Origin of the sequence: Acetobacter senegalensis (genome assembly GCF_001580995.1) — a bacterium.
Taxonomy (GTDB): Bacteria; Pseudomonadota; Alphaproteobacteria; order Acetobacterales; family Acetobacteraceae; genus Acetobacter; species Acetobacter senegalensis.
This window is the reverse complement of sequence record NZ_LHZU01000087.1, coordinates 1-18,906: the sequence shown is the minus strand read 5'-3', so window position 1 is coordinate 18,906 and position 18,906 is coordinate 1. Positions and strand designations below refer to the sequence as shown.

Here is an 18,906-nt window from a genome sequence, read left to right as displayed (position 1 = left end):
TGTCTCAGCCCAAAGTGAGACCGCTTTGCGCCTGCTTGCCAGCCGCCATCCCTATGACCCAACAGAACAACAGGACGCCCAGCCGACAACTGGCACTGGCACTGGCACTGGCACTGGCACTGGCACTGGCGTCCCCGCCCCTGCTGACGCCCTTTCGTCAATAACCCTGCGTGACGGAAGCGATGTTCTGGCCAGCATTCTCCTACAGGAATTGCAATTACGGATGGCACCTGTTGGCATAGACGTGGTGGAAGCCCGTATTTCCCATCTGGCCTATGCACCGGAAATTGCTGGTGCAATGTTGCGCAAACAGGCAGCCAGCGCCGTTATCGCCGCCCGCCGCGTCATCACGCAGGGCGCTGTCTCCATTATTGATGATGCGCTGGCAGACCTTGAAGCCCGCATGGGTCACCAGCTGGAACCCCAACAGCGTGCTGCCATGATCTCCAATCTGCTGGTTGTCCTGATCGGGGATCGTGAAGCCACCCCCACCGTCAATACCGGATTATGAAAGAGTTTTTCTTACAAAAGAATTTTAGAAAAAGGTGCATCAGTCCTGTAATGGCATAATTCTCACAATTTCCCGCCCAGACAGAAACACTTCATGGCCAGATCGCATAAAAAATGAAATGGGCCGACTACACTGGCACATTTGAATGGGACGGCTCTCTTCAGGATATTTATATCTTTGAAACGACCCTTCATGACTGGCAACAGGTCTGATCTTTCCTGTTATCTTTTCATAAAAAGCTGCGTTTCAGGTAGATGGAACGGTTATGCAAGCTGCTGGGTAGGTCCGCCATATTTTTGCGATCAAAGCAAACAATGCCGTCACTGCATCTTTTTCCCCCGGGACATCTCCCAATCAACCGTCATTTTTTGGCATAGAACTGACGGAATGTGATCTGGACCCAAGAGACATCCATGCTCCTGAAACATTCCAAATGTTTCAGGGCACTCTGAAAACCATCACGCGAATTACGTCCCAACCCGTTTTCCTGACCGAAGAAAATGGACCGGAGCGTATCCTCTCGCATTATGATGCGGCCTGTAACCCCAACATCCCGCAATAACAGCACAAAGCTAGAATTAAGTATTGCGAGCTTACAAAACATTTCTCAGATTTGATATGCGAAAGAAAAGGAAAGCGCATTTTACAAAGAGTCATGAAAATACACTATTCCTACAGAAATATTTATTTTATCACCCTATAGATGTGCGCTATTGGCCTGTTTCAATTCACAGCCCCCCTTTTCCTTTACCATAGAGCGAGCCTTATTTTTGTCCCCCCGCCTGCCGCTCAGCCAGCAAGGCCAGCACGGCATCGGCTGCCGCGTCAGCAGGCAGTTTTCCTTCTGGCCCCTGTAAACCGTTCAGAACCGTTTTAAAGGCCTCTTTCTGCCGGTTCGCTATATCCGGGTTTTCAAAAAGAGTTCTTACTGCACTGGCCAGAACGGAAGGCTTGCAGTGTTGCTGCAGCAGTTCCGGCACAATAGCCCGCCCCGCCAGCAGATTAACCATAGCCACATACGGCACCCTGATAAGCCGCCGCGCCATAAAGGCCGTAATAGGGTTCACCCTGTAGGTTACCGCCATGGGCACGCCCGCCAAAGCCAGTTCAAGGGTGGAGGTACCTGATTTGGTCAACGCCGCCCCTGCTGCGGCAAAAGCATCATGCTTGTCCTGCCCATCGGTCACAATGACCGGCTGCACCGGCCAGTTTTCAGTCTCACGCTCAACAGTAGCAGCCACCACAGGGGAGACGGGAATAACCGGCACCAGATCAGGCATATCCTTGCGGAGCAGAGCCAGCATTTTTCCAAACACCGGCAACAGACGTGGCACCTCGGAGCGTCGGCTGCCCGGCATCAACACCAGCACGCGCGCCTTGGCCGCCAGCCCATGCCGTTGGTGAAAGCGGGCACTCTCTCCATCCTGCGCACCAGACTGAAGCACAGGATGGCCGACAAAACGCGTCAGTAATCCATGGCGGCTGAAAAACGCCTCTTCAAATGGCAACAGACACAGCAGTTCATCCCACAGACCGGGAAATTCCTTTACGCGTTTCTGCCGCCAGGCCCACACCTGCGGTGCCACGTAGTGCACCCGCAAAATCCCTTTATCCGCAATGCGGCGAAGCAACCGCAATGCAAAACCGGGGCTATCAATGGTGATCACCATATCTGGTTTTCGGGCGGCAATGTCCGCTACGGCCTCGTTCAGTCGGGCCGAAAGTGCACGGAGCTTTGGCAGAACCTCCACCAATCCCATCACGGCCAGATCACGCATGGGGAACAGGCTCGTCAACCCCTGCGCCTCCATCCGCACACCCCCCACCCCAACAAACCGTACGGCAGGCTCACGCGCCCGCAGTGCCTGCATCAGACGTGCGCCAAGCACATCACCACTGGCCTCGCCAGCCAGAATCCAGATAAGGGGGGAAGAAGATTGGTCTGCCATGCCTTCACGCATAAAGAGGTGTCCACCCCGGCACAATGGGGTCAGACGTTGACCGCCCTTTCCATGCGCTGTGATACCACGCGCAGAGCAGAAACCACATATCCCTCAAACCCGGTGGGATCATCCGAAAAAACGGCGAGGCGTGGGTTGCTTGAGATCAGGCACAACGAAACCAGGCCGCTGGCCCTTTCCCTTACATTCCGTGTCGTTCCACGATAAACAGGGCGGGCTTTTATCCCATGACCTTTTGCACCATTGCCTGAGAAAGGATGCCCGTGACTGTTAGCCAATACCTGAAAGAGTGGACGGAAGACCCCGTCAGAAACGTGCTTGCGGGCATGGTGGGCACCTTCGCACTTATTCCGGAAGTCATTGCATTTTCCTATGCCGCAGGGGTGGCACCCGCCGTCGGGCTGTATGCGTCTTTTGTCATCAGCGTTGCCATTGCAATTACAGGCGGCAGACCGGGCATGATTTCTGGGGCCGCGGGTTCCGTAGCACTTGTGGCTGCGGATCTGGTGCATGGCCACGGTTTTGACTACCTGTTGCTGGCAACATTACTGGCCGGTGCCATTCAGGTGTTATTCGGCCTGTTCAAACTTCAGAACATGATGCGGTTTGTCTCGCGCGAGGTTGCAACCGGCTTTGTGAACGCGCTGGCCATTCTGATTTTTTCCGCCCAAATTCCGCAAATGGTGAATGTTAGCTGGCAGACCTATGCGCTGATCGCGCTGGGGCTGGCCATTGTTTATCTGCTGCCGCGGTTTACAACACGCATCCCTTCCCCGCTCATCTGCATCATTGTTCTCACTGGCCTGACAATGGCGTACCCCATGCCTGTACATGTGGTGGCTGATCTTGGCCCCCTGCCAACAGGCCTGCCCTCCTTTGTCCTGCCGCATGTGCCGTTTACTCTGGAAACGTTTAAAATTGTGCTGCCCTACGCATTCGCCATGGCCATGGTGGGTGTGCTGGAATCTCTGATGACAGCAGGCGTCGTTGACGAAATGACGGACACGCACAGCAACAAGCGCATGGAATGTACCGGCCTTGGCATTTCCAACATTCTTGTTGGCCTGTTTGGCGGCATGGCCGGGTGTGGCATGATCGGCCAGACGGTCGGCAATCTGCGCTACGGCGGGCGCGGTCGCCTTTCCACCTTCACTGCCGGAGCATTTCTCCTTTTGTTGCTGGTTGTCCTGCATAATTTTGTGGCGCAGGTGCCGGTGGCTGCGTTGGTCGCCATCATGATCATGGTCTCAATCAGCACCTTCTCATGGTCTTCTCTCCGAGATCTGGTGAGGCACCCACGGCTATCTTCCACCGTCATGCTGGTAACGGTGATTGTGGTGGTGCTGACGCATGACCTCGCCGCTGGCGTAGCGTGCGGTGTACTGTTGAGCGGCCTGTTTTTCTCCTTTCAGGTTATGCAGCTTCTGCAGGTCAACTCCAGCCTGAGCCCGGACGGCCAGACACGAACCTATTATGTGCAAGGGCAACTCTTCTTTGCGTCCACAACACTTTTGACAGACGCCATCGATTTTCAGGATGCCGCCCCGCACGTTGTGCTTGATCTGAGCGCCGCCCACCTGTGGGATATCAGTGCAGCAGATGCTCTGGAAAAACTTGTCTCCCGCCTGCAAACACGCGGCAAGACGGTGCATATCATCCACGCGGATGAACGCGCTGCCCGCCTGTTAAAGGCGCTGGGGCATGATACATTGCTGGATGATACGCAACCTGCGTAAAACCACGAGAAGAGATACATTTCTTGCAACAAGCCGGACCACGCACACCGCATGGTCCGGCTTTTTTTATGCTTCCTATTTGAAACGTCTGCGGTTGAGAAATCGTGACATATCTTTTGGGGCTGAATAGACGACTATGACAAGCGTTATGCGTCACCATCAGTTCAAAAACCCAGCGCGTTCAGCCGCAAAAGCCCCACCAGACCAGTCTGACAGGGTATCCAAACAGCCCCTTATTTCCGGCAGGTATGGTTCAGTCTGTTTTTGCTGCTCGCTCGGGAGCCAATGTTTCCGGAGCCACGGCAGGAGGCTCACCATCCTGCCGGGGGGTCATCCGGTTCCATACATCCAATGCTGCTATTTTATAGGCCTCGGCAAATGTGGGGTAATTGAATGTGGCCTCAATAAAATACTCAAAACTACCACCAAAATTCAGAACAGCCTGCCCGATATGAATAAGCTCGGTTGCTGCTTCCCCAACAATATGCACCCCTAGCGGCCGATGCGTTTCAAGGCAGACAATAATTTTCAGAAACCCGGCTGTCTCTCCCATAATCTGCCCGCGTGATGTTTCACGAAAACGGGCAATACCGGTTTCATAAGGCATTTTCTTTTTCTGAACGTCTTCTTCCGTCAAACCAACGGTAGAAATTTCCGGCACGGAATAAATGCCATAAGGGAAAAACGCCGGGGCTGGCGGCACAGCGTACCCGCAGGCATGGCAGGCCGCTATGCGTCCCTGCTCCATGGATGTTGAAGCCAAAGCCGGGAACCCGATCACATCCCCCGTCGCATAGATATGCGGCACCTCTGTCTGAAAGGAGTTGGCATCCACTTTCAGACGTCCGCGTCCATCCGCGCTCAGGCCTGCTGCTGCCAGATTAAGGTCCGCCGTCGCGCCCTGACGTCCCCCTGTATAAAGAAGAAGCTCGCCGCGCACTCGTCGGCCACCTTCAAGCAGCGCCACGGGCTGGTCATCCTCAATCACTATGGATTCCAGAGTGCACCCAAGACGAAAATTCACGCCACGATCACGCAGTTGCTGCACAAAATCCTGCACAATCTCCCGATCCACAAAATCCAAGATCTGGTCACGCTGATCTACAATGGTGACACGCACATCAAGGGCGCTGAAAATGGTGGCATACTCAATCCCGATTACACCACCACCAATCACAACAAGAGAACGCGGGATATGCTCCAGACAAACCATGGCATCGCTATCGATCACATACTTTCCATCAAAAGGAATGTGATCGGGTCGATGCGGAACAGAGCCGACTGCAATCACAATAGCCTTGCCACTCACCTGCCGGGACCGTCCCTGTTCACCCACAATTTCAATTGTATGCGGATCAACAAACCGGGCCACACCGTAGGCCACGTCAATTCCATTGCGTGAAAACTGATGTTCCAGAACATCAATTTTATCAGAAAGCGTCTTATCCAGACGCCGCCCCAGATCCTGTGCGTCAATATGGTGCTTGACGCGATAACTGAAGCCATAAATGCCCCGTTCCCGCCAGCCCGTGAGGTTCAGCACCGTCTCTCGCAAGGTTTTTGACGGAATAGTGCCTGTGTGAACCGAAACACCGCCTATCTTCTGGTGCCGCTCTATCACCAGAACGGCCTTCCCGAACTTGGAGGCCTGCACAGCCGCCCGCCGTCCTGATGGACCACTGCCAATAACAATCAGGTCATACGCATACGCCTTGTTCATGACAGCCCTCTCTGTGCTCACTATCCCTCAACAAGGACGCCCATGCAGCAAAGGAGTTGCCTCGCGCGCGCGCCATCAGGGCATATCGGGCTCGTATTCAAGCAGCGGGTAGCGCTGGAGCCACTTCTTCTGCCTCACCCGCTCTTCAAAAACTGATTTCTTTGCCCCACAAAAGGACGGACCGGGCCGCAGTTTCAACTGAAAGAGATCCGCTAATCCGAACGGAGCGTTTACCGCGATCCTGCCATCATCACCCAAACGCACTGCAACGGCAGTCGCTGTTTCCGGCCAATACCGCATGGCGTCAGTCACACTGTGATAGGGCGCATCACCATTGCGTCTATGCATCCGGGCCTGATTTTTGGCGGACCAGCTTGTATCGGGCATCTGCCTGCATAACGCCCGCTCTATGGTGCGCTCTGTTTGCGCCTGTGTGTGTTCCGCTTCAAACCACACGACATCCACATCACCAATGGGACGAGAGGCCGGAAAACCATGCAGATCATCCCATACAGCGTCGCGCACAAAACCTGCTGCAATCCAACAGTCCGGTAAGGCAAGCGCGCGCACCAACCGCACCATATCCATCCTGACAGGATCATCGTGCAGGAGGGTAATCAGCTTCTTTTTATAGCGCATATGCTAAAATCTGTTTTGAGAATTTCTCTTACCGCACACTCCTGCGAGGCGGTTTGGGCACCAGCCGTAACGCCAGAACAAACAAAGCGACTGCACCGTAAAGAAAAGGTTCCACATGCCAAGTTTTAAAAGCAATGGTATAATGGATCGTTGCCAGAAGCATGGCCAGATAAGCCAACCGGTGCAAAGGAACCCATTTGCGGCCCAACGCCCGAATGGCACGGCGCGTAGAAGTTGCCGCCAAGGCTGCCAGAATTAGAAAAGTGATTACCCCAAAGGTCAGGAACGGACGCGTTGTGAAATCCTGCCACAGAATATGCGTATCGAGATGCCGTGCCACGACCACGTAAAAGAAAACATGCAATGCCGCATAGGTAAACGCCAGCAACCCCAACGGCCGCCGGTACAGCATAAGATCCACGCTCACAAAACGCTTGAGCGGTGAAATAACCATAGAGGCCAGCAAAAAACGAAACGCGTATCGCCCAAAATCATGCAGGCAGACCGAAGTCGGGTTAGGCCCCAATGTGCCTGCCATGCCCTGTGCAATATCCAGAGCGGCCGGAAGCAGAAAAAACAGATACAGCAAAACCTGCCGCGTCACGGGCGAAAAACGCGAACGCTTGCGGCGCGAGGAAGAAAAAGAAGGCATCCTGCTTAAAAGTCCTTCCGCAAATCCATTCCCTGATACAGGTCTGCAACCTGTTCAGCATATCCATTAAAAAGTTGTGTTGGTTTTCTGGCCGTGCGGAACAGGCTGCCTTCTCCAATAACCTGTTCGCTGCCCTGGCTCCATCGTGGGTGATCCACAGCAGGATTCACATTGGCATAAAATCCGTATTCTTCCGGTGCCATCAAATTCCAGCTTGTTGGCGGCTGTCTGTCCGTCACTGTAATGCGGGTTATGGATTTAATCCCTTTGAAACCATATTTCCACGGAACCACCAACCGAATGGGCGCACCATTCTGGGCAGGTAAAGCCTCCCCATAAACACCGGTTGCCAACAAGGTAAGTGGGTGCATGGCTTCATCCAGCCGCAACCCTTCCACATAAGGCCACTTCAGCGCGAATAATCCCCCTCGTTGGCCCGGCATCTCGGAAGGACGGAACACGGACGTAAACGCGACATATCGCGCACCTATTTTGGGCCCAGCCGCTTTCAACATTGCAGCCAGCGGAAAACCGTTCCACGGAATAACCATGGACCATGCCTCCACACACCGCATGCGATAAAGGCGTTCTTCCTGCCCGAACTGTCTGGTCAGATCCTCCAGCGGCCAGATGCGGGGGTTATCAACCATACCATCAACCTGCACACTCCACGGCAATGGTTTAAACGCACCCGATAATTCCGCAGGGTCTGACTTATCTGTACCAAATTCGTAAAAATTGTTATATTGCGTTACATCATTACGGGGTGTGGGTTTTTCTGGTGCTGGCCAGCCAGCCTCTCCGCCTGCATGCCCCGCCGCAGCCTGCGCCGTCTGGTCTGTATGTCCTACAGCAAGCATACTGCCGGCGGCTCCCGCAATCAGGGTACGGCGGGAGAGAAAATAAGAACGAGGTGTGATTTCTGATGCCATAGGCTGGGGGTATCGATACGCCTCCATAGCTGGAATCCCCTTTTCAGTATAAAACCGTGCATCAGAGAGCGACGTACGCACGCCACCCTGACGAGAAGGGCCAGAGACTCCGCTCGCTTATTTTTCGTTTGTGACACAAACCAGGGATGAAAGAGAAAGGATTTATTCAAAAATGAGCACTCAACAAACCATTGGGTTCATCGGCTTTGGTGCCATGGCCAGCCGTATGGCCGCCAACCTGCAAAAGGCCGGATATGCAGCCATTGCCTATACGCCCTCCGGCAAAGGTGGTGATGGCAGCACGCCTTTCTTTTCCTCCCCTGCGGAAGTCGCCCAGAAGGCAGATATCGTTCTTGTATGCGTTCCGGATGATGAAGCACTTGCGGCCTCCATGTACGGCCCATCAGGGGCTTTGGCAGGCATGAAGGCAGATCAGCTTCTGCTCAACACCAGCTCTGTCTCGCCAGAAGCAGCAGATGCCCTGTTCAAAGCCGGGCAGGAAAAAAACATTATTGTGATCGACTGTCCGGTTTCCGGCAGCACACCGGAAGCCGAAGGCGGAAACCTTGTGGTGCTTGCTGGGGGAGAAGACTCCGCCATGGCACGCGCCAAACCTATTTTTGATGCCATTGGCAAAACCACCATTCACGCTGGCCCGTCTGGCAGCGGTGCGCGGCTGAAGTTGGTTATCAACGGCATTATGGGGACAGGCCTTGCTGCCGTGGCAGAAACCATTGCCTACGGTCTGGCCGCAGGCCTTGATCGTTCCATGCTGTTTGATGCGCTGGACGAAGTGGCTGTGATCTCGCCTCACCACAAACGCAAGATCCGGGCCGCTAAGGCGGGTGATTTCTCCCCACAGTTCCCAACCCGCCTGATGCAGAAAGACATGCGCCTGCTGATGGATGCAGCCGCCCGTCTGGCTGTACCGGCTCCCACACTGGCGGCCACCACCCAACAGCTTTCCCTCACCCGCCGCGCAGCCGAGGACGCTGACTACTCCGCCCTGATTGGCGTGATGGAAAAAATTGTCGCCAACGACGCCTGATTGAAGCGGCTACAGTTCTTTACCCAGAGAACAGCGGTTCACTCAAAAAACGACACACTTACCCATTGGCAAGACTTGCTGGCCGTATCCGCTGGATGCGGCCAGAAACTTTATTGGCCCGAAAAAAGCCTAGGCGTTAGCGCGCTTTCAAGGCCGCCATCATAACGGCCAGCCTGTCTCCTATCCCGCGAGGTTGGCCTGCCTGCTCACTGTTACACGCCAGATCCCGCGCAGCAAGAACAGCCGGTAAAGCCGCGAGCCGCCCCTTGCGTGGAAGAGATTTGACATCTGCTTCTGCCAGAAAGGCGCGACCAGCCTGCTGCAATGCGGCCTCTCCACCCGGAAAAAGATAGCGCCCGCTTTGCTGAAGTTTGGGCCAGTGCCGCACCATGGCCCCAGCACCATAGGCCGCGCCTACAGCCTCAAGCCTTACCAGTAACGCCTCGTCCTGTAAGCCCAAGGCCTCTCCCACCGCGCGTTGCAGGGCACCGGCTCCGTTCCGCATCATGGTCCGCCATGTGGCCTCATCGGGCTCGGGCGATAATTCGGCTTCACGAGCCTCCAGCACCCGCAAGAGAGTCGCCTGTTGGAATGTGCCCTTCCTGATTGCTGACACCATCAGGGGGGCCAGTTCATGGTCAGGCGCGCGCGTGCCCTCCAGCACTTCCCGCCACCATTGCAGCTTTATAAACCCCGCCATTGGCCCTGCCACAGCAGCGGAACGCGCAGGAGCAAGCGCCCGCACCAGTTCATCATGAAATGCAATAAGGCCAAATACGTCCCGCCGCACGGCATCCGGCAGGAAGCGAGCACACAGAGCACGATCAGGATCAACCTTCCGCACCCGTTCTTCCACTTCGCGCTCAGGCAGCATAGCTGGCAGAGTCTTGTTTTTCTGTATGGCCGCCGTCATTCCACCTCTGCTACCTGAAAGTCTCTGCGGAAGGAGCGCCTCCCCCACCGCGCCAAAGGCAGACCAGCCCTGCCGCATCCTTTTTCTACCTCATGCGTTAGCTGGGGCACACCACACATGACGGGCAAGAATGTGTGAGGCGAGCATTATGCGGCATTTGTCACGCCGCAGTCCCTTGACGCATCCGCCGTCGCCCCATAGCTCTGGGAGACGGCGCATTTCCGCCCTGATTTTTAACGGAGTATGTCATGGCTTTTGAACTGCCAGCTCTTCCCTATTCCTACAATGCACTGGCCGCACGTGGCATGTGCCAGGAAACGCTTGAACTGCATCATGACAAGCACCATCAGGCTTATGTCACGGCGCTGAACAACTTTGTTGCCGCCAAGCCGGAACTTCAGGGCAAGTCCCTGGATGAAATCATTCTGGCCGTTAAAGGCGACAGCAGCCAGGCTCCTGTCTTCAATAACGCTGGCCAGCATTGGAACCACATTCTGTTCTGGCAGAACCTCTCTCCGGCTGGTGGTGCCATTCCGGACAAACTGGCCGCCAAGATCAACGGTGACTTCGGCAGCGTTGATGCCTTCAAGGAAGAATTCAAGAAGGCCGCCACCACGCAGTTCGGCTCCGGCTGGGCATGGCTGGTTTTGGGTCAGGACGGCAAGCTGGCTGTGACCAAAACGGCCAATGGCTCCAACCCGCTGGCCGAAGGTCAGGGCAAGGTGCTGCTGGGTCTGGACGTGTGGGAACACGCTTACTACCTTGATTTCCGCAACCGTCGCCCGGACTACATCACCAACTATCTGGACAAGCTGGCGAACTATGAATTCGCTGAAGCGCAACTGAGCGCTGCTTGAGTCAAAGCCGGACTCCGCTATCGGAGTCCGGCCCCTCCGGGGCCATAAGTGTCCTTGGTATTATTATTCTCTGATAATTTGATCTTGATGGCGGATTACCCGCTGGTTGCTGCCTTCATGTAATCCAGCGCCTGTTCAAGAAACTGTTCCAGATCAATGTGTGGATCTGTAGCCTGCACCAACGGTGTAAGCAGCCCATCAATGGCGAGAATCGCCAGTCCATGCACTTTTCCCCACATCACCGCTTCCGCAATCTGAGGAGCAAACCCTGCTGCTTTGCCACTTGTGGCTGCCCAAGTGCCCAGTAACGCAAAGCTGTCACCCGCAGCCCCAGCAAAAGCAGGATCGCTTCTGTCTATTGCATCTCCCCGAAACATCAGTGTGAACAAGCCCGGATTACGGATGGCAAAATAAATATAGGCCAATCCCGCATCTTTCAGGGACCGAGCCTTCCCCGTTTTTATGGCATGAGCCAGTTCCTCGAACCCTTGGGTGGCAAGTGCTGTCAGCAGACCGCATAAGTTCCCGAAATGCGGCGCTACGGCCATGGGAGAAACCCCCACCTGCCGGGTAATGGCCCGCAGTTTCAGCGCAGCGACCCCTTGCGTCTCCAGCATTTCCCGCGCTGAAGCCAAGAGGGCAACCCGCAGATTGCCGTGATGATACCCCTCCTTGCTACGCTCCGTCGTCGCTCTGACCATATTTTTTCAGCTTCCCCCAAACTTTACAGTGTATATTTTTCTTGACACCCATCAAGGTAACAGTAATCTTTACAATGTAAATATGACAGACATACGGTCACATCTCCATACCCCGCGCCACGAGGAATCAGGCACGCCTCAAAGTCGTCAAAGGGATAGTCATGGCCCGCTTTTTTCTTTTTTCCAGAATAGTACTGGATTTCGGAAGTTTGCTGGTGTTCTGGGTGCTGGCCTCGTTTTATTCCGTACGTATCGCCATTGCCGGCACATTTGTTTTCATTCTGTGTGATGGCCTGCACCGTTATCTGGGCAAGCGGACTTTTCCGCGCTTATGGATTATCAGCAATACACTGGCCATCGTGTTTGGGGTGATTGATCTGATCTCGATCACCCCTTTCATGATCCGGTATGAAGGCGTGCTGACAAACCTGATTATCGCCCTCTCCTTTGCTATTGGTGCGTTCGATGCAACTACGCCCATTCAGGAACTGGTAGAGGAACAGCAAGGTTTTCCTTTTCCACGTGAGCGGCAGGAAATCCGTGCTTATTTTAAATCTCTTACGCTTGTCTGGGCTCTCTATTTCGCAGCCAAGGCCATCCTGTATTTCTGGCTTTTAACCTATTTTCCACTGCCCCACGCCTTGATGCTCCGTTCCGTTATCGGCACTGTCAGCCTTGGCGTCATGATTGGCATCAGTTTACAGGGCAGACGCATTTTCCTGCTCTGCCAACGGGCAGGATTTTTCCTGCCGCGCTACAGCACAGAACCTCAAGCCTGATGTGGGCCGTCCATGGATGTGCTGGAACCAACAAGCAGGTGGAACAGGGTCATCCACCTGCATGGGCCCCACTTGATGCCATCCTCTGCCGGAAGGTTGCGCTCATCAAACCAATCCATGCACTGGCACCGTAACCCCATAGCAACCAGGCAGCCCCCAGCCGCGCCACATGATCATCTGCCGCATACAGGGCCGGGAACCAGCGCAGGGCAATGCCGTCCATCAGCATGGAATCGGCAATAACCACAAAACATCCGGCAAGACTTTGCTCGGGTGACAGATTCGCCAGTCGACATATCAGCCAGACGCATAAGAACCCCACGGGAAGCGCCGTTATAAAGCCCATTGTTCCCCAGACAGGATCAGTGAACGAGTCTGGAACAAACCGTATGAACAACGTCGCCAGCCCCCAGAAAATGGTCGCCAGAAGAACGCAGATGCAGACCTGCCGGAATGTGAGCGTCATCATCATTTCCCTTCAATGTAGCGGGCACTACATAGCACACGCCATGTAGCACGTGCTACAAGATTCCGATGGACAAGACATCCTCCTCTCCCACCTCGCCAAGCCATCAGTCAGACACGGACCCCACGCTGCGCAAGCAACAGATGATCATGCAGATGGCGGATATCGTGTTGGCCGAGGGGCTCAATAATCTGTCCTTGCGGGCGTTGGCCGCACGGATGGACACTAGCGACCGAATGCTGCTGTACTATTTCAAGACCAAAGATCTTCTGGTCCGTACAGTTCTGGACGAAGTCAATAACCGGCTGAGCGCCATCCTTGCAGCGCAGAGCACCGGGCCACGTGTAACGGCTACCCAGTTTCTCTCCCGCGTTATGCCCATGGTGTCTGATCCCGCCATTGCGCCTTTCATGCAGATATGGACAGATGTCATTGCCCATGGCGCACGTGGCTTACAACCCTATGATGACATCGCCCGAACGGTCGTGCGGTCCTGGACCACATGGATAAACAGCCGCCTTGTCTCCAACCCGGAGGAAAGCCCGGAAAATGACGCCGCCCGCGCCACATTTCTGCTGGCATGTGTAGAGGGAATAATGCTTCTGGCTCAGGTCAATCCGGAGGGGTTACAGCCCGGCAAAACAGATATCGCGCATATTGTCGGCACCCTGTTTGGAGAGCCCGGTCGGTAACACGCCTGATTTTCTGACTATCAAGCGTGTCGGAATTTTTTTTCTATGATCTCAGTCACTTCCGGCCCGCAGAATAGGCCGGAAGCAGAATCGCGCAGGGTATGGGGTATGCCTTTGCCCTCATTTTCTTCTGGTCAGACCTGCCCACTTCCCTCTTGATTGTTGCAACGAGCGTTCCAATCTTTGTTAGCGAGAAAAGACCATGTTGCCGTTGCCAGAATGGGGCGGTGATACGGCCTTCAGTCGCCTAAGAGAAAGGGACACGAGGGAACTATGGATATCGCAAAATTTACAGAACGGTCACGGGGTTTTCTGCAGGCTGCGCAAACCATCTGTATTCGTGACTTCAACCAGCAGCTCACACCCGAACATCTGCTGAAAGCCATGCTGGATGATGAGGAAGGCGCTGCCTCCTCTCTTATCCGCGCAGCAGGTGGCAAGCCGGAAGCCGTAAAGGCCGCAACGGAACAGGCTTTGGCCAAGCTGCCCAAGGTACAGGGCGGCGGCGCAGGCCAGCCTCAGGCCACACCTGACCTTGTGCGCGTGCTGGATGGAGCCGAACAGGCCGCCCAGAAAGCAGGGGATTCCTTTGTTGCACAAGACCGCCTGCTGATTGGTATTGCCCAGTCTGACACGCCAGCAGGCCGTGCTTTAAAAGAAAACGGCGCAACGCCTGATGCTTTGGAAAAAGCCGTTGCCGCCATCCGTAAAGGACGCACCGTGACCAGCGAAAACGCTGAAGCCAATTTTGATGCCTTGAAAAAATATGCCCGCGATGTGACGGAAGTTGCTCAGGCAGGCAAGTTGGACCCTGTTATTGGTCGTGATGAAGAAATTCGTCGTGCCATTCAGGTTCTGGCCCGCCGCAGCAAGAACAACCCCGTGCTGATTGGTGAACCCGGTGTGGGTAAAACCGCCATTGTGGAAGGGCTTGCCCAGCGCATTGTGAACGGTGACGTTCCGGAAGCCCTGAAAAACAAGAAACTGCTCTCACTCGACATGGGCGCTCTGGTAGCAGGTGCCAAATACCGCGGTGAGTTTGAAGAACGCCTGAAAGCCGTGCTGAAAGAGATTGAATCCGCCGAGGGGCAGATCATTCTCTTTATTGATGAAATGCACACACTGGTGGGTGCTGGCCGGACGGATGGCGCCATGGATGCTTCCAACCTCATCAAGCCGGAACTGGCCCGTGGCACCCTGCACTGCATTGGCGCGACCACGCTGGATGAATATCGCAAATACATTGAAAAGGATGCGGCTCTTGCCCGCCGGTTCCAGCCTGTATTTGTGGGTGAGCCTTCGGTTGCGGACACCATCTCCATTCTGCGTGGCATCAAGGAAAAATACGAACTCCATCACGGGGTCCGTATTACGGATGGCGCACTGGTGGCAGCGGCAACGCTTTCCAACCGCTACATCACAGACCGTTTCCTGCCGGATAAAGCTATCGACCTGATTGACGAGGCAGCCAGCCGCCTGCGCATGCAGATTGACAGCAAGCCGGAAGAACTGGACGAACTTGATCGGCGTATCATCCAGCTCAAGATTGAGCGGGAAGCTCTGCGCAAGGAAGATGACAGCGCCAGCAAGGACCGTCTGGAAGCCGTGGAAGCGGAACTGGCCGACCTTGAAGAAAAATCCGATGCCATGAGCGCATCCTGGCATGCGGAAAAAGACCGTGTGAACGCGGTGCAGAAACTTCAGGAACAGCTTGATCAGGCGCGTTCTGAAGTGGAGGTCGCGCAACGTAAAGGCGATCTCGGCAAAGCATCCGAGCTGATGTATGGCGTTATTCCCAACCTTCAGGCCCAGATTGCGCAGGCTCAGGAAACCCAGTCTGAAGCCGGCAAGACCGATCTTGTATCTGAAGCCGTGACAGATCAGGGTGTGGCCTCCGTTGTCTCCCGCTGGACGGGTGTGCCGGTTGACCGCATGCTGGAAGGCGAACGCGCCAAACTGCTCCGTATGGAAGATGAACTTCGGAAATCCGTGGTTGGTCAGGAACCCGCCCTCAAGGCTGTTTCCAACGCGGTGCGCCGTGCCCGTGCAGGCTTGCAGGATCCTAATCGCCCGATTGGCTCCTTCCTGTTCCTCGGCCCAACGGGTGTCGGGAAAACCGAGCTGACCAAAGCGCTGGCCCGCTTCCTGTTTGATGACGAAAAAGCACTGCTGCGTGTGGACATGAGTGAATTCATGGAAAAACACGCCGTAGCCCGTCTGATTGGTGCCCCTCCGGGTTATGTGGGGTATGAAGAAGGCGGCGTGCTGACAGAAGCCGTGCGGCGGCGGCCGTATCAGGTCATCCTGTTTGACGAAGTTGAAAAAGCCCATGAGGACGTTTTCAACATTCTGCTTCAGGTTCTTGATGATGGTCGCCTGACGGATGGTCAGGGTCGGACAGTGGACTTCCGTAACACCATTATTGTGCTGACCAGTAACCTTGGTTCGGATGTTCTGGCTCATCAGCCAGATGGTGAATCTACGGATATGGTGCAGGCGCAGGTCATGAAGGTGGTGCGTGAGCACTTCCGCCCGGAATTCCTGAACCGGCTTGATGAAATCATCCTGTTCTCGCGCCTGCAGAAAGCGGACATGACGAAGATTGTCGATATCCAGATCGGTCGTCTTCAGAAACTGCTGGATGATCGCAAGATTACGCTCAAGCTGGATGAACTGGCCCACGCATGGCTCGCCAATGAAGGGTATGATCCGGTTTACGGTGCCCGTCCGCTCAAACGGGTTATACAGCGCAGCCTGCAGAACCCGCTGGCTGAACTGCTGCTGCAAGGCACCATCCATGATGGTGAAACCATCACCATCTCGGCTAACGGAGATGGGTTGCTGATCAACGGTCAGGAAGCCGCTGCCGTTATGGCCTGATAAGATCAACCAGATATGTCTAGTGAAACGGGAGGGCCTCGGCCTTCCCGTTTTTGTTTGTAACGCGCAAGTGCCGTATCCTTGCCTTACACCATGATGCACCACTGACCTGTTTAAGGAGAGAAGAATGTCAGAACCCGCATGGCTTGTCTGGGCACGTGAAATTCAGGCCATTTCTCAAACCGGGCTGACATACGCCACAGATCCCTTTGACAAAGAACGCTATGAAATGCTGCGGGCTTTATCTGCCCGCATGATGACGGCAGGCAGTGCAGAATTGGAAGATACGCTTCTCACCCTGTTCAGCCAGCAGGATGGATACGCTACCCCCAAGCTGGAAGTGCGTGTTGGCGTGTTTGACGCTGAGGGCCGCATTCTGATGGTACGTGAAGTGCTGGATAAAAACCGGTGGACCGTGCCAGGCGGCTGGACAGATGTGAACCTGACCGCAAGCCAATGTGCCGCCAAGGAAGTGTGGGAAGAAACGGGATACACTGTGCACATAACCAAACTGGCTATGGTGCTTGACCGCTCAACCCAAAATCATCATCCGCCGGAAGGTTTTTCCATAACCAAACTTTTCTTTCTGGGCCACATTACAGGCGGAAAAGCTACAACCAGTGTTGAGACCAGTGAAGTTCGCTTCTTTGCAAAAGATCAGATTCCACAAGATCTTTCTACCGGACGCATATTACCGCACCAGATTGAACGCCTGTTTGCGCACCACGCAGCCCCGCAGTTACCAACTGAATTTGACTGAATAGAAAGCAGACTGCCCGGCGCACCTCACGCACTCTGCTCACGTCTTGAACCAACATCCTGCTGGGTGCTGTTTTTTGAAATACCAGCTTCCCTCAAAACATAACGTTGCTTCACGTATCATGAAGCAACTTTGTCTTTTCCCGCCTCAGCCTCAAATGGGAAACCTCAACAAAACGCAGGTAAGAGGCATTTGATAGGGCTCTTTGCTGAGGATGCAGCTCACCGGCCACCATCTGATAAGATAAGACCAGACACTTGGGTGGCTTATCGAAAAAACTCTGCCTACTTCCTTATGCCGTCTCCATTATCTTTCAACATGGCAGTGGCTTTTTTCTGCCAGTTTGACCATGACCTGCAATGCCTGATTGGTGGGGGTTGCGATACCAAACTCGGCCCCTTTGCGCACAATATAGCCGTTCAGGTAATCAATTTCCGTTGGCCGACCACGTTTGATGTCCTGCGCGGTTGAGGATTTCTGGTCTGGCATGAGTTTTGCAATATCCAGCACCTGTTGCAGCATTGTCTCTGGCAACCAGACCTGACAGGCAGCCGCCACGTCCTGACATTCCTGCACCACCTGCGCCATGACTGCCTTTACCCCCTCCACTTCCAGCATGGGCGTGTAGGCAATCTGCGCCACGGCAGAAAGTGCGTTGTAGGCACAGTTTATTGTCAATTTCGTCCACAGCGCATTCAGCACACGCTCTGAAATAATGGTCGGCACCCCAGCCTGCGTGAAAGCTGACGCAATAGCCTCACTTTCCGGGCAGGCGCCAATCAGTAATCTCCCTCCCCCATGATAACCAACATGACCAGGCCCTTTCATGTCCACAGCCACATAGACCACCGCAGGCACAACGGAATGCCCGGTTACGGTTCGGAGTTTTTCGGCATTATCAACGCCATTTTGAAGACTGAGAATGACAGTCCCTTCCCGCAAGATCGGGAGGAGTTCACGTCCTGCGTCTTCCGTATCGGCGGATTTGACGCACACCAGCACAAGATCGGCAGGAGAAAGATCCGCAGCATCCGTGACAGCGTCCACCTCAATCCGCCTGCTGCCATCAGGCATATCCAGCAGGAGCCCGTTTGCCTTGATCGCATCTACATGCACGGCACGACCCAACAATGTAACATTATGCCCAGCGTGGGCCAGCAGGGCACCCACGTAACAGCCAACGGCTCCTGCCCCTATGACAGCAATGCGCATCGCCTCTTTTCCTTCCTGCTCGTTTTTCCGAAAATTTCATATCAGCCCCCAAACAGCACGTTCGTTGAACCTCCCCAGAAACGCCCCTCTTTTTTCGGAAACGGTTTTGAAGCAGGAAGACCTACACCCCAGAAAAGGAATTTTTGTGACACCTTTTTTTCAAAGAACATCAACAATAAGTGAAAGGATAAAATCCCGCTCTCAGCTCCATAGACGGAAGACAGCCTACGACGAAAAATGGAACTCTTCTTATAAAATATGCGAATTTCACAATTAAATCGCAGCCATTCGTTCAGTATCAGGCGTGTCAAAGCGACTCCCAAGAACGCGCTCCATCATAAAAACAGGCATGCCCTTTTTAGATAACAGCATAGAATTGTGGCATAAAAAGCCGACTGTCCCGAAACAGGAACGCAGGAACGCAGGAACGCAGGAACGCAGGAACGC

The 18,906-nt window shown here is 54.5% G+C and carries 18 protein-coding genes; 9 read left to right on the top strand and 9 right to left on the bottom strand.

Annotated elements, in window-relative coordinates:
• The coding region (locus AD948_RS02090; protein WP_248845884.1) for an SPFH domain-containing protein at positions 1-511 on the top strand (511 nt) is incomplete at its 5' end.
• A gap of 433 nt (positions 512-944) precedes the next feature.
• The gene (locus AD948_RS18830; protein ID WP_276325347.1) at positions 945-1,073 is read left to right on the top strand and encodes a hypothetical protein; all 129 of its coding nucleotides are present in this window, start codon (positions 945-947) and stop codon (positions 1,071-1,073) included.
• A 202-nt stretch (positions 1,074-1,275) separates the two neighbouring features.
• Here the strand turns inward: AD948_RS18830 and lpxB are convergent, their stop codons facing one another.
• Positions 1,276-2,460, bottom strand: a complete 1,185-nt coding sequence (lpxB, locus tag AD948_RS02085; RefSeq protein WP_061470453.1) for a lipid-A-disaccharide synthase — start codon at positions 2,458-2,460, stop codon at positions 1,276-1,278.
• Between the two features lie 275 nt (positions 2,461-2,735).
• Here lpxB and AD948_RS02080 point away from each other — a divergent pair, with 275 nt between their 5' ends.
• Positions 2,736-4,208, top strand: coding sequence for a SulP family inorganic anion transporter (locus tag AD948_RS02080; RefSeq protein WP_082666828.1), 1,473 nt, complete (start codon positions 2,736-2,738; stop codon positions 4,206-4,208).
• A 253-nt stretch (positions 4,209-4,461) separates the two neighbouring features.
• On the opposite strand, the gene sthA is transcribed toward AD948_RS02080, so the two are convergent.
• From sthA to msrP, 4 genes are all read right to left on the bottom strand, one after another.
• A complete protein-coding gene (gene sthA / locus AD948_RS02075; protein WP_061470450.1) occupies positions 4,462-5,928 on the bottom strand; it encodes a Si-specific NAD(P)(+) transhydrogenase in 1,467 nt (488 codons plus the stop codon).
• Positions 5,929-6,003: 75 nt separating this feature from the next.
• On the bottom strand, positions 6,004-6,567 hold the full coding sequence (locus AD948_RS02070; RefSeq protein WP_061470449.1) for a nucleotidyltransferase family protein: 564 nt from the start codon (positions 6,565-6,567) through the stop codon (positions 6,004-6,006).
• Positions 6,568-6,595: 28 nt separating this feature from the next.
• Complete coding sequence (locus AD948_RS02065) at positions 6,596-7,219, bottom strand: protein-methionine-sulfoxide reductase heme-binding subunit MsrQ (RefSeq protein ID WP_061470448.1); 624 nt, start codon at positions 7,217-7,219, stop codon at positions 6,596-6,598.
• 5 nt (positions 7,220-7,224) lie between these two features.
• A complete protein-coding gene (gene msrP / locus AD948_RS02060) occupies positions 7,225-8,178 on the bottom strand; it encodes a protein-methionine-sulfoxide reductase catalytic subunit MsrP (protein WP_061470447.1) in 954 nt (317 codons plus the stop codon).
• A 133-nt stretch (positions 8,179-8,311) separates the two neighbouring features.
• Here msrP and AD948_RS02055 point away from each other — a divergent pair, with 133 nt between their 5' ends.
• A complete protein-coding gene (locus AD948_RS02055; RefSeq protein ID WP_086896802.1) occupies positions 8,312-9,199 on the top strand; it encodes an NAD(P)-dependent oxidoreductase in 888 nt (295 codons plus the stop codon).
• A 136-nt stretch (positions 9,200-9,335) separates the two neighbouring features.
• Here the strand turns inward: AD948_RS02055 and AD948_RS02050 are convergent, their stop codons facing one another.
• Positions 9,336-10,112, bottom strand: a complete 777-nt coding sequence (locus AD948_RS02050; protein WP_061470452.1) for a squalene/phytoene synthase family protein — start codon at positions 10,110-10,112, stop codon at positions 9,336-9,338.
• Positions 10,113-10,360: 248 nt separating this feature from the next.
• Here AD948_RS02050 and AD948_RS02045 point away from each other — a divergent pair, with 248 nt between their 5' ends.
• Positions 10,361-10,969 (top strand): superoxide dismutase, encoded by a 609-nt coding sequence (locus AD948_RS02045; RefSeq protein ID WP_006559003.1) that lies wholly within the window; start codon positions 10,361-10,363, stop codon positions 10,967-10,969.
• Positions 10,970-11,064: 95 nt separating this feature from the next.
• Here AD948_RS02045 and AD948_RS02040 read toward each other — a convergent pair whose 3' ends face one another.
• Positions 11,065-11,670: a TetR/AcrR family transcriptional regulator gene (locus AD948_RS02040; RefSeq protein ID WP_061470445.1), complete on the bottom strand. Its 606-nt coding sequence runs from the start codon at positions 11,668-11,670 to the stop codon at positions 11,065-11,067.
• Positions 11,671-11,831: 161 nt separating this feature from the next.
• Between AD948_RS02040 and AD948_RS02035 the strand changes: the two genes are divergently transcribed.
• Entirely contained in the window at positions 11,832-12,449 is a 618-nt protein-coding gene (locus tag AD948_RS02035) for a septation protein IspZ (RefSeq protein ID WP_061470444.1), read from the top strand.
• A gap of 49 nt (positions 12,450-12,498) precedes the next feature.
• Here the strand turns inward: AD948_RS02035 and AD948_RS02030 are convergent, their stop codons facing one another.
• Complete coding sequence (locus tag AD948_RS02030) at positions 12,499-12,921, bottom strand: DUF5367 family protein (protein WP_061470443.1); 423 nt, start codon at positions 12,919-12,921, stop codon at positions 12,499-12,501.
• A 62-nt stretch (positions 12,922-12,983) separates the two neighbouring features.
• Here AD948_RS02030 and AD948_RS02025 point away from each other — a divergent pair, with 62 nt between their 5' ends.
• The 3 genes from AD948_RS02025 to AD948_RS02015 all read left to right on the top strand — a co-directional run bounded on the left by AD948_RS02025 (position 12,984) and on the right by AD948_RS02015 (position 17,247).
• The gene (locus AD948_RS02025; protein WP_061470442.1) at positions 12,984-13,607 is read left to right on the top strand and encodes a TetR/AcrR family transcriptional regulator; all 624 of its coding nucleotides are present in this window, start codon (positions 12,984-12,986) and stop codon (positions 13,605-13,607) included.
• 273 nt (positions 13,608-13,880) lie between these two features.
• Positions 13,881-16,487, top strand: coding sequence for an ATP-dependent chaperone ClpB (clpB, locus tag AD948_RS02020; protein ID WP_006559008.1), 2,607 nt, complete (start codon positions 13,881-13,883; stop codon positions 16,485-16,487).
• Between the two features lie 127 nt (positions 16,488-16,614).
• Positions 16,615-17,247, top strand: a complete 633-nt coding sequence (locus AD948_RS02015) for an NUDIX hydrolase (RefSeq protein ID WP_061470441.1) — start codon at positions 16,615-16,617, stop codon at positions 17,245-17,247.
• Positions 17,248-17,553: 306 nt separating this feature from the next.
• On the opposite strand, the gene AD948_RS02010 is transcribed toward AD948_RS02015, so the two are convergent.
• Positions 17,554-18,459: a ketopantoate reductase family protein gene (locus AD948_RS02010; RefSeq protein WP_061470440.1), complete on the bottom strand. Its 906-nt coding sequence runs from the start codon at positions 18,457-18,459 to the stop codon at positions 17,554-17,556.
• Between the last annotated feature and the right edge of the window lie 447 nt (positions 18,460-18,906).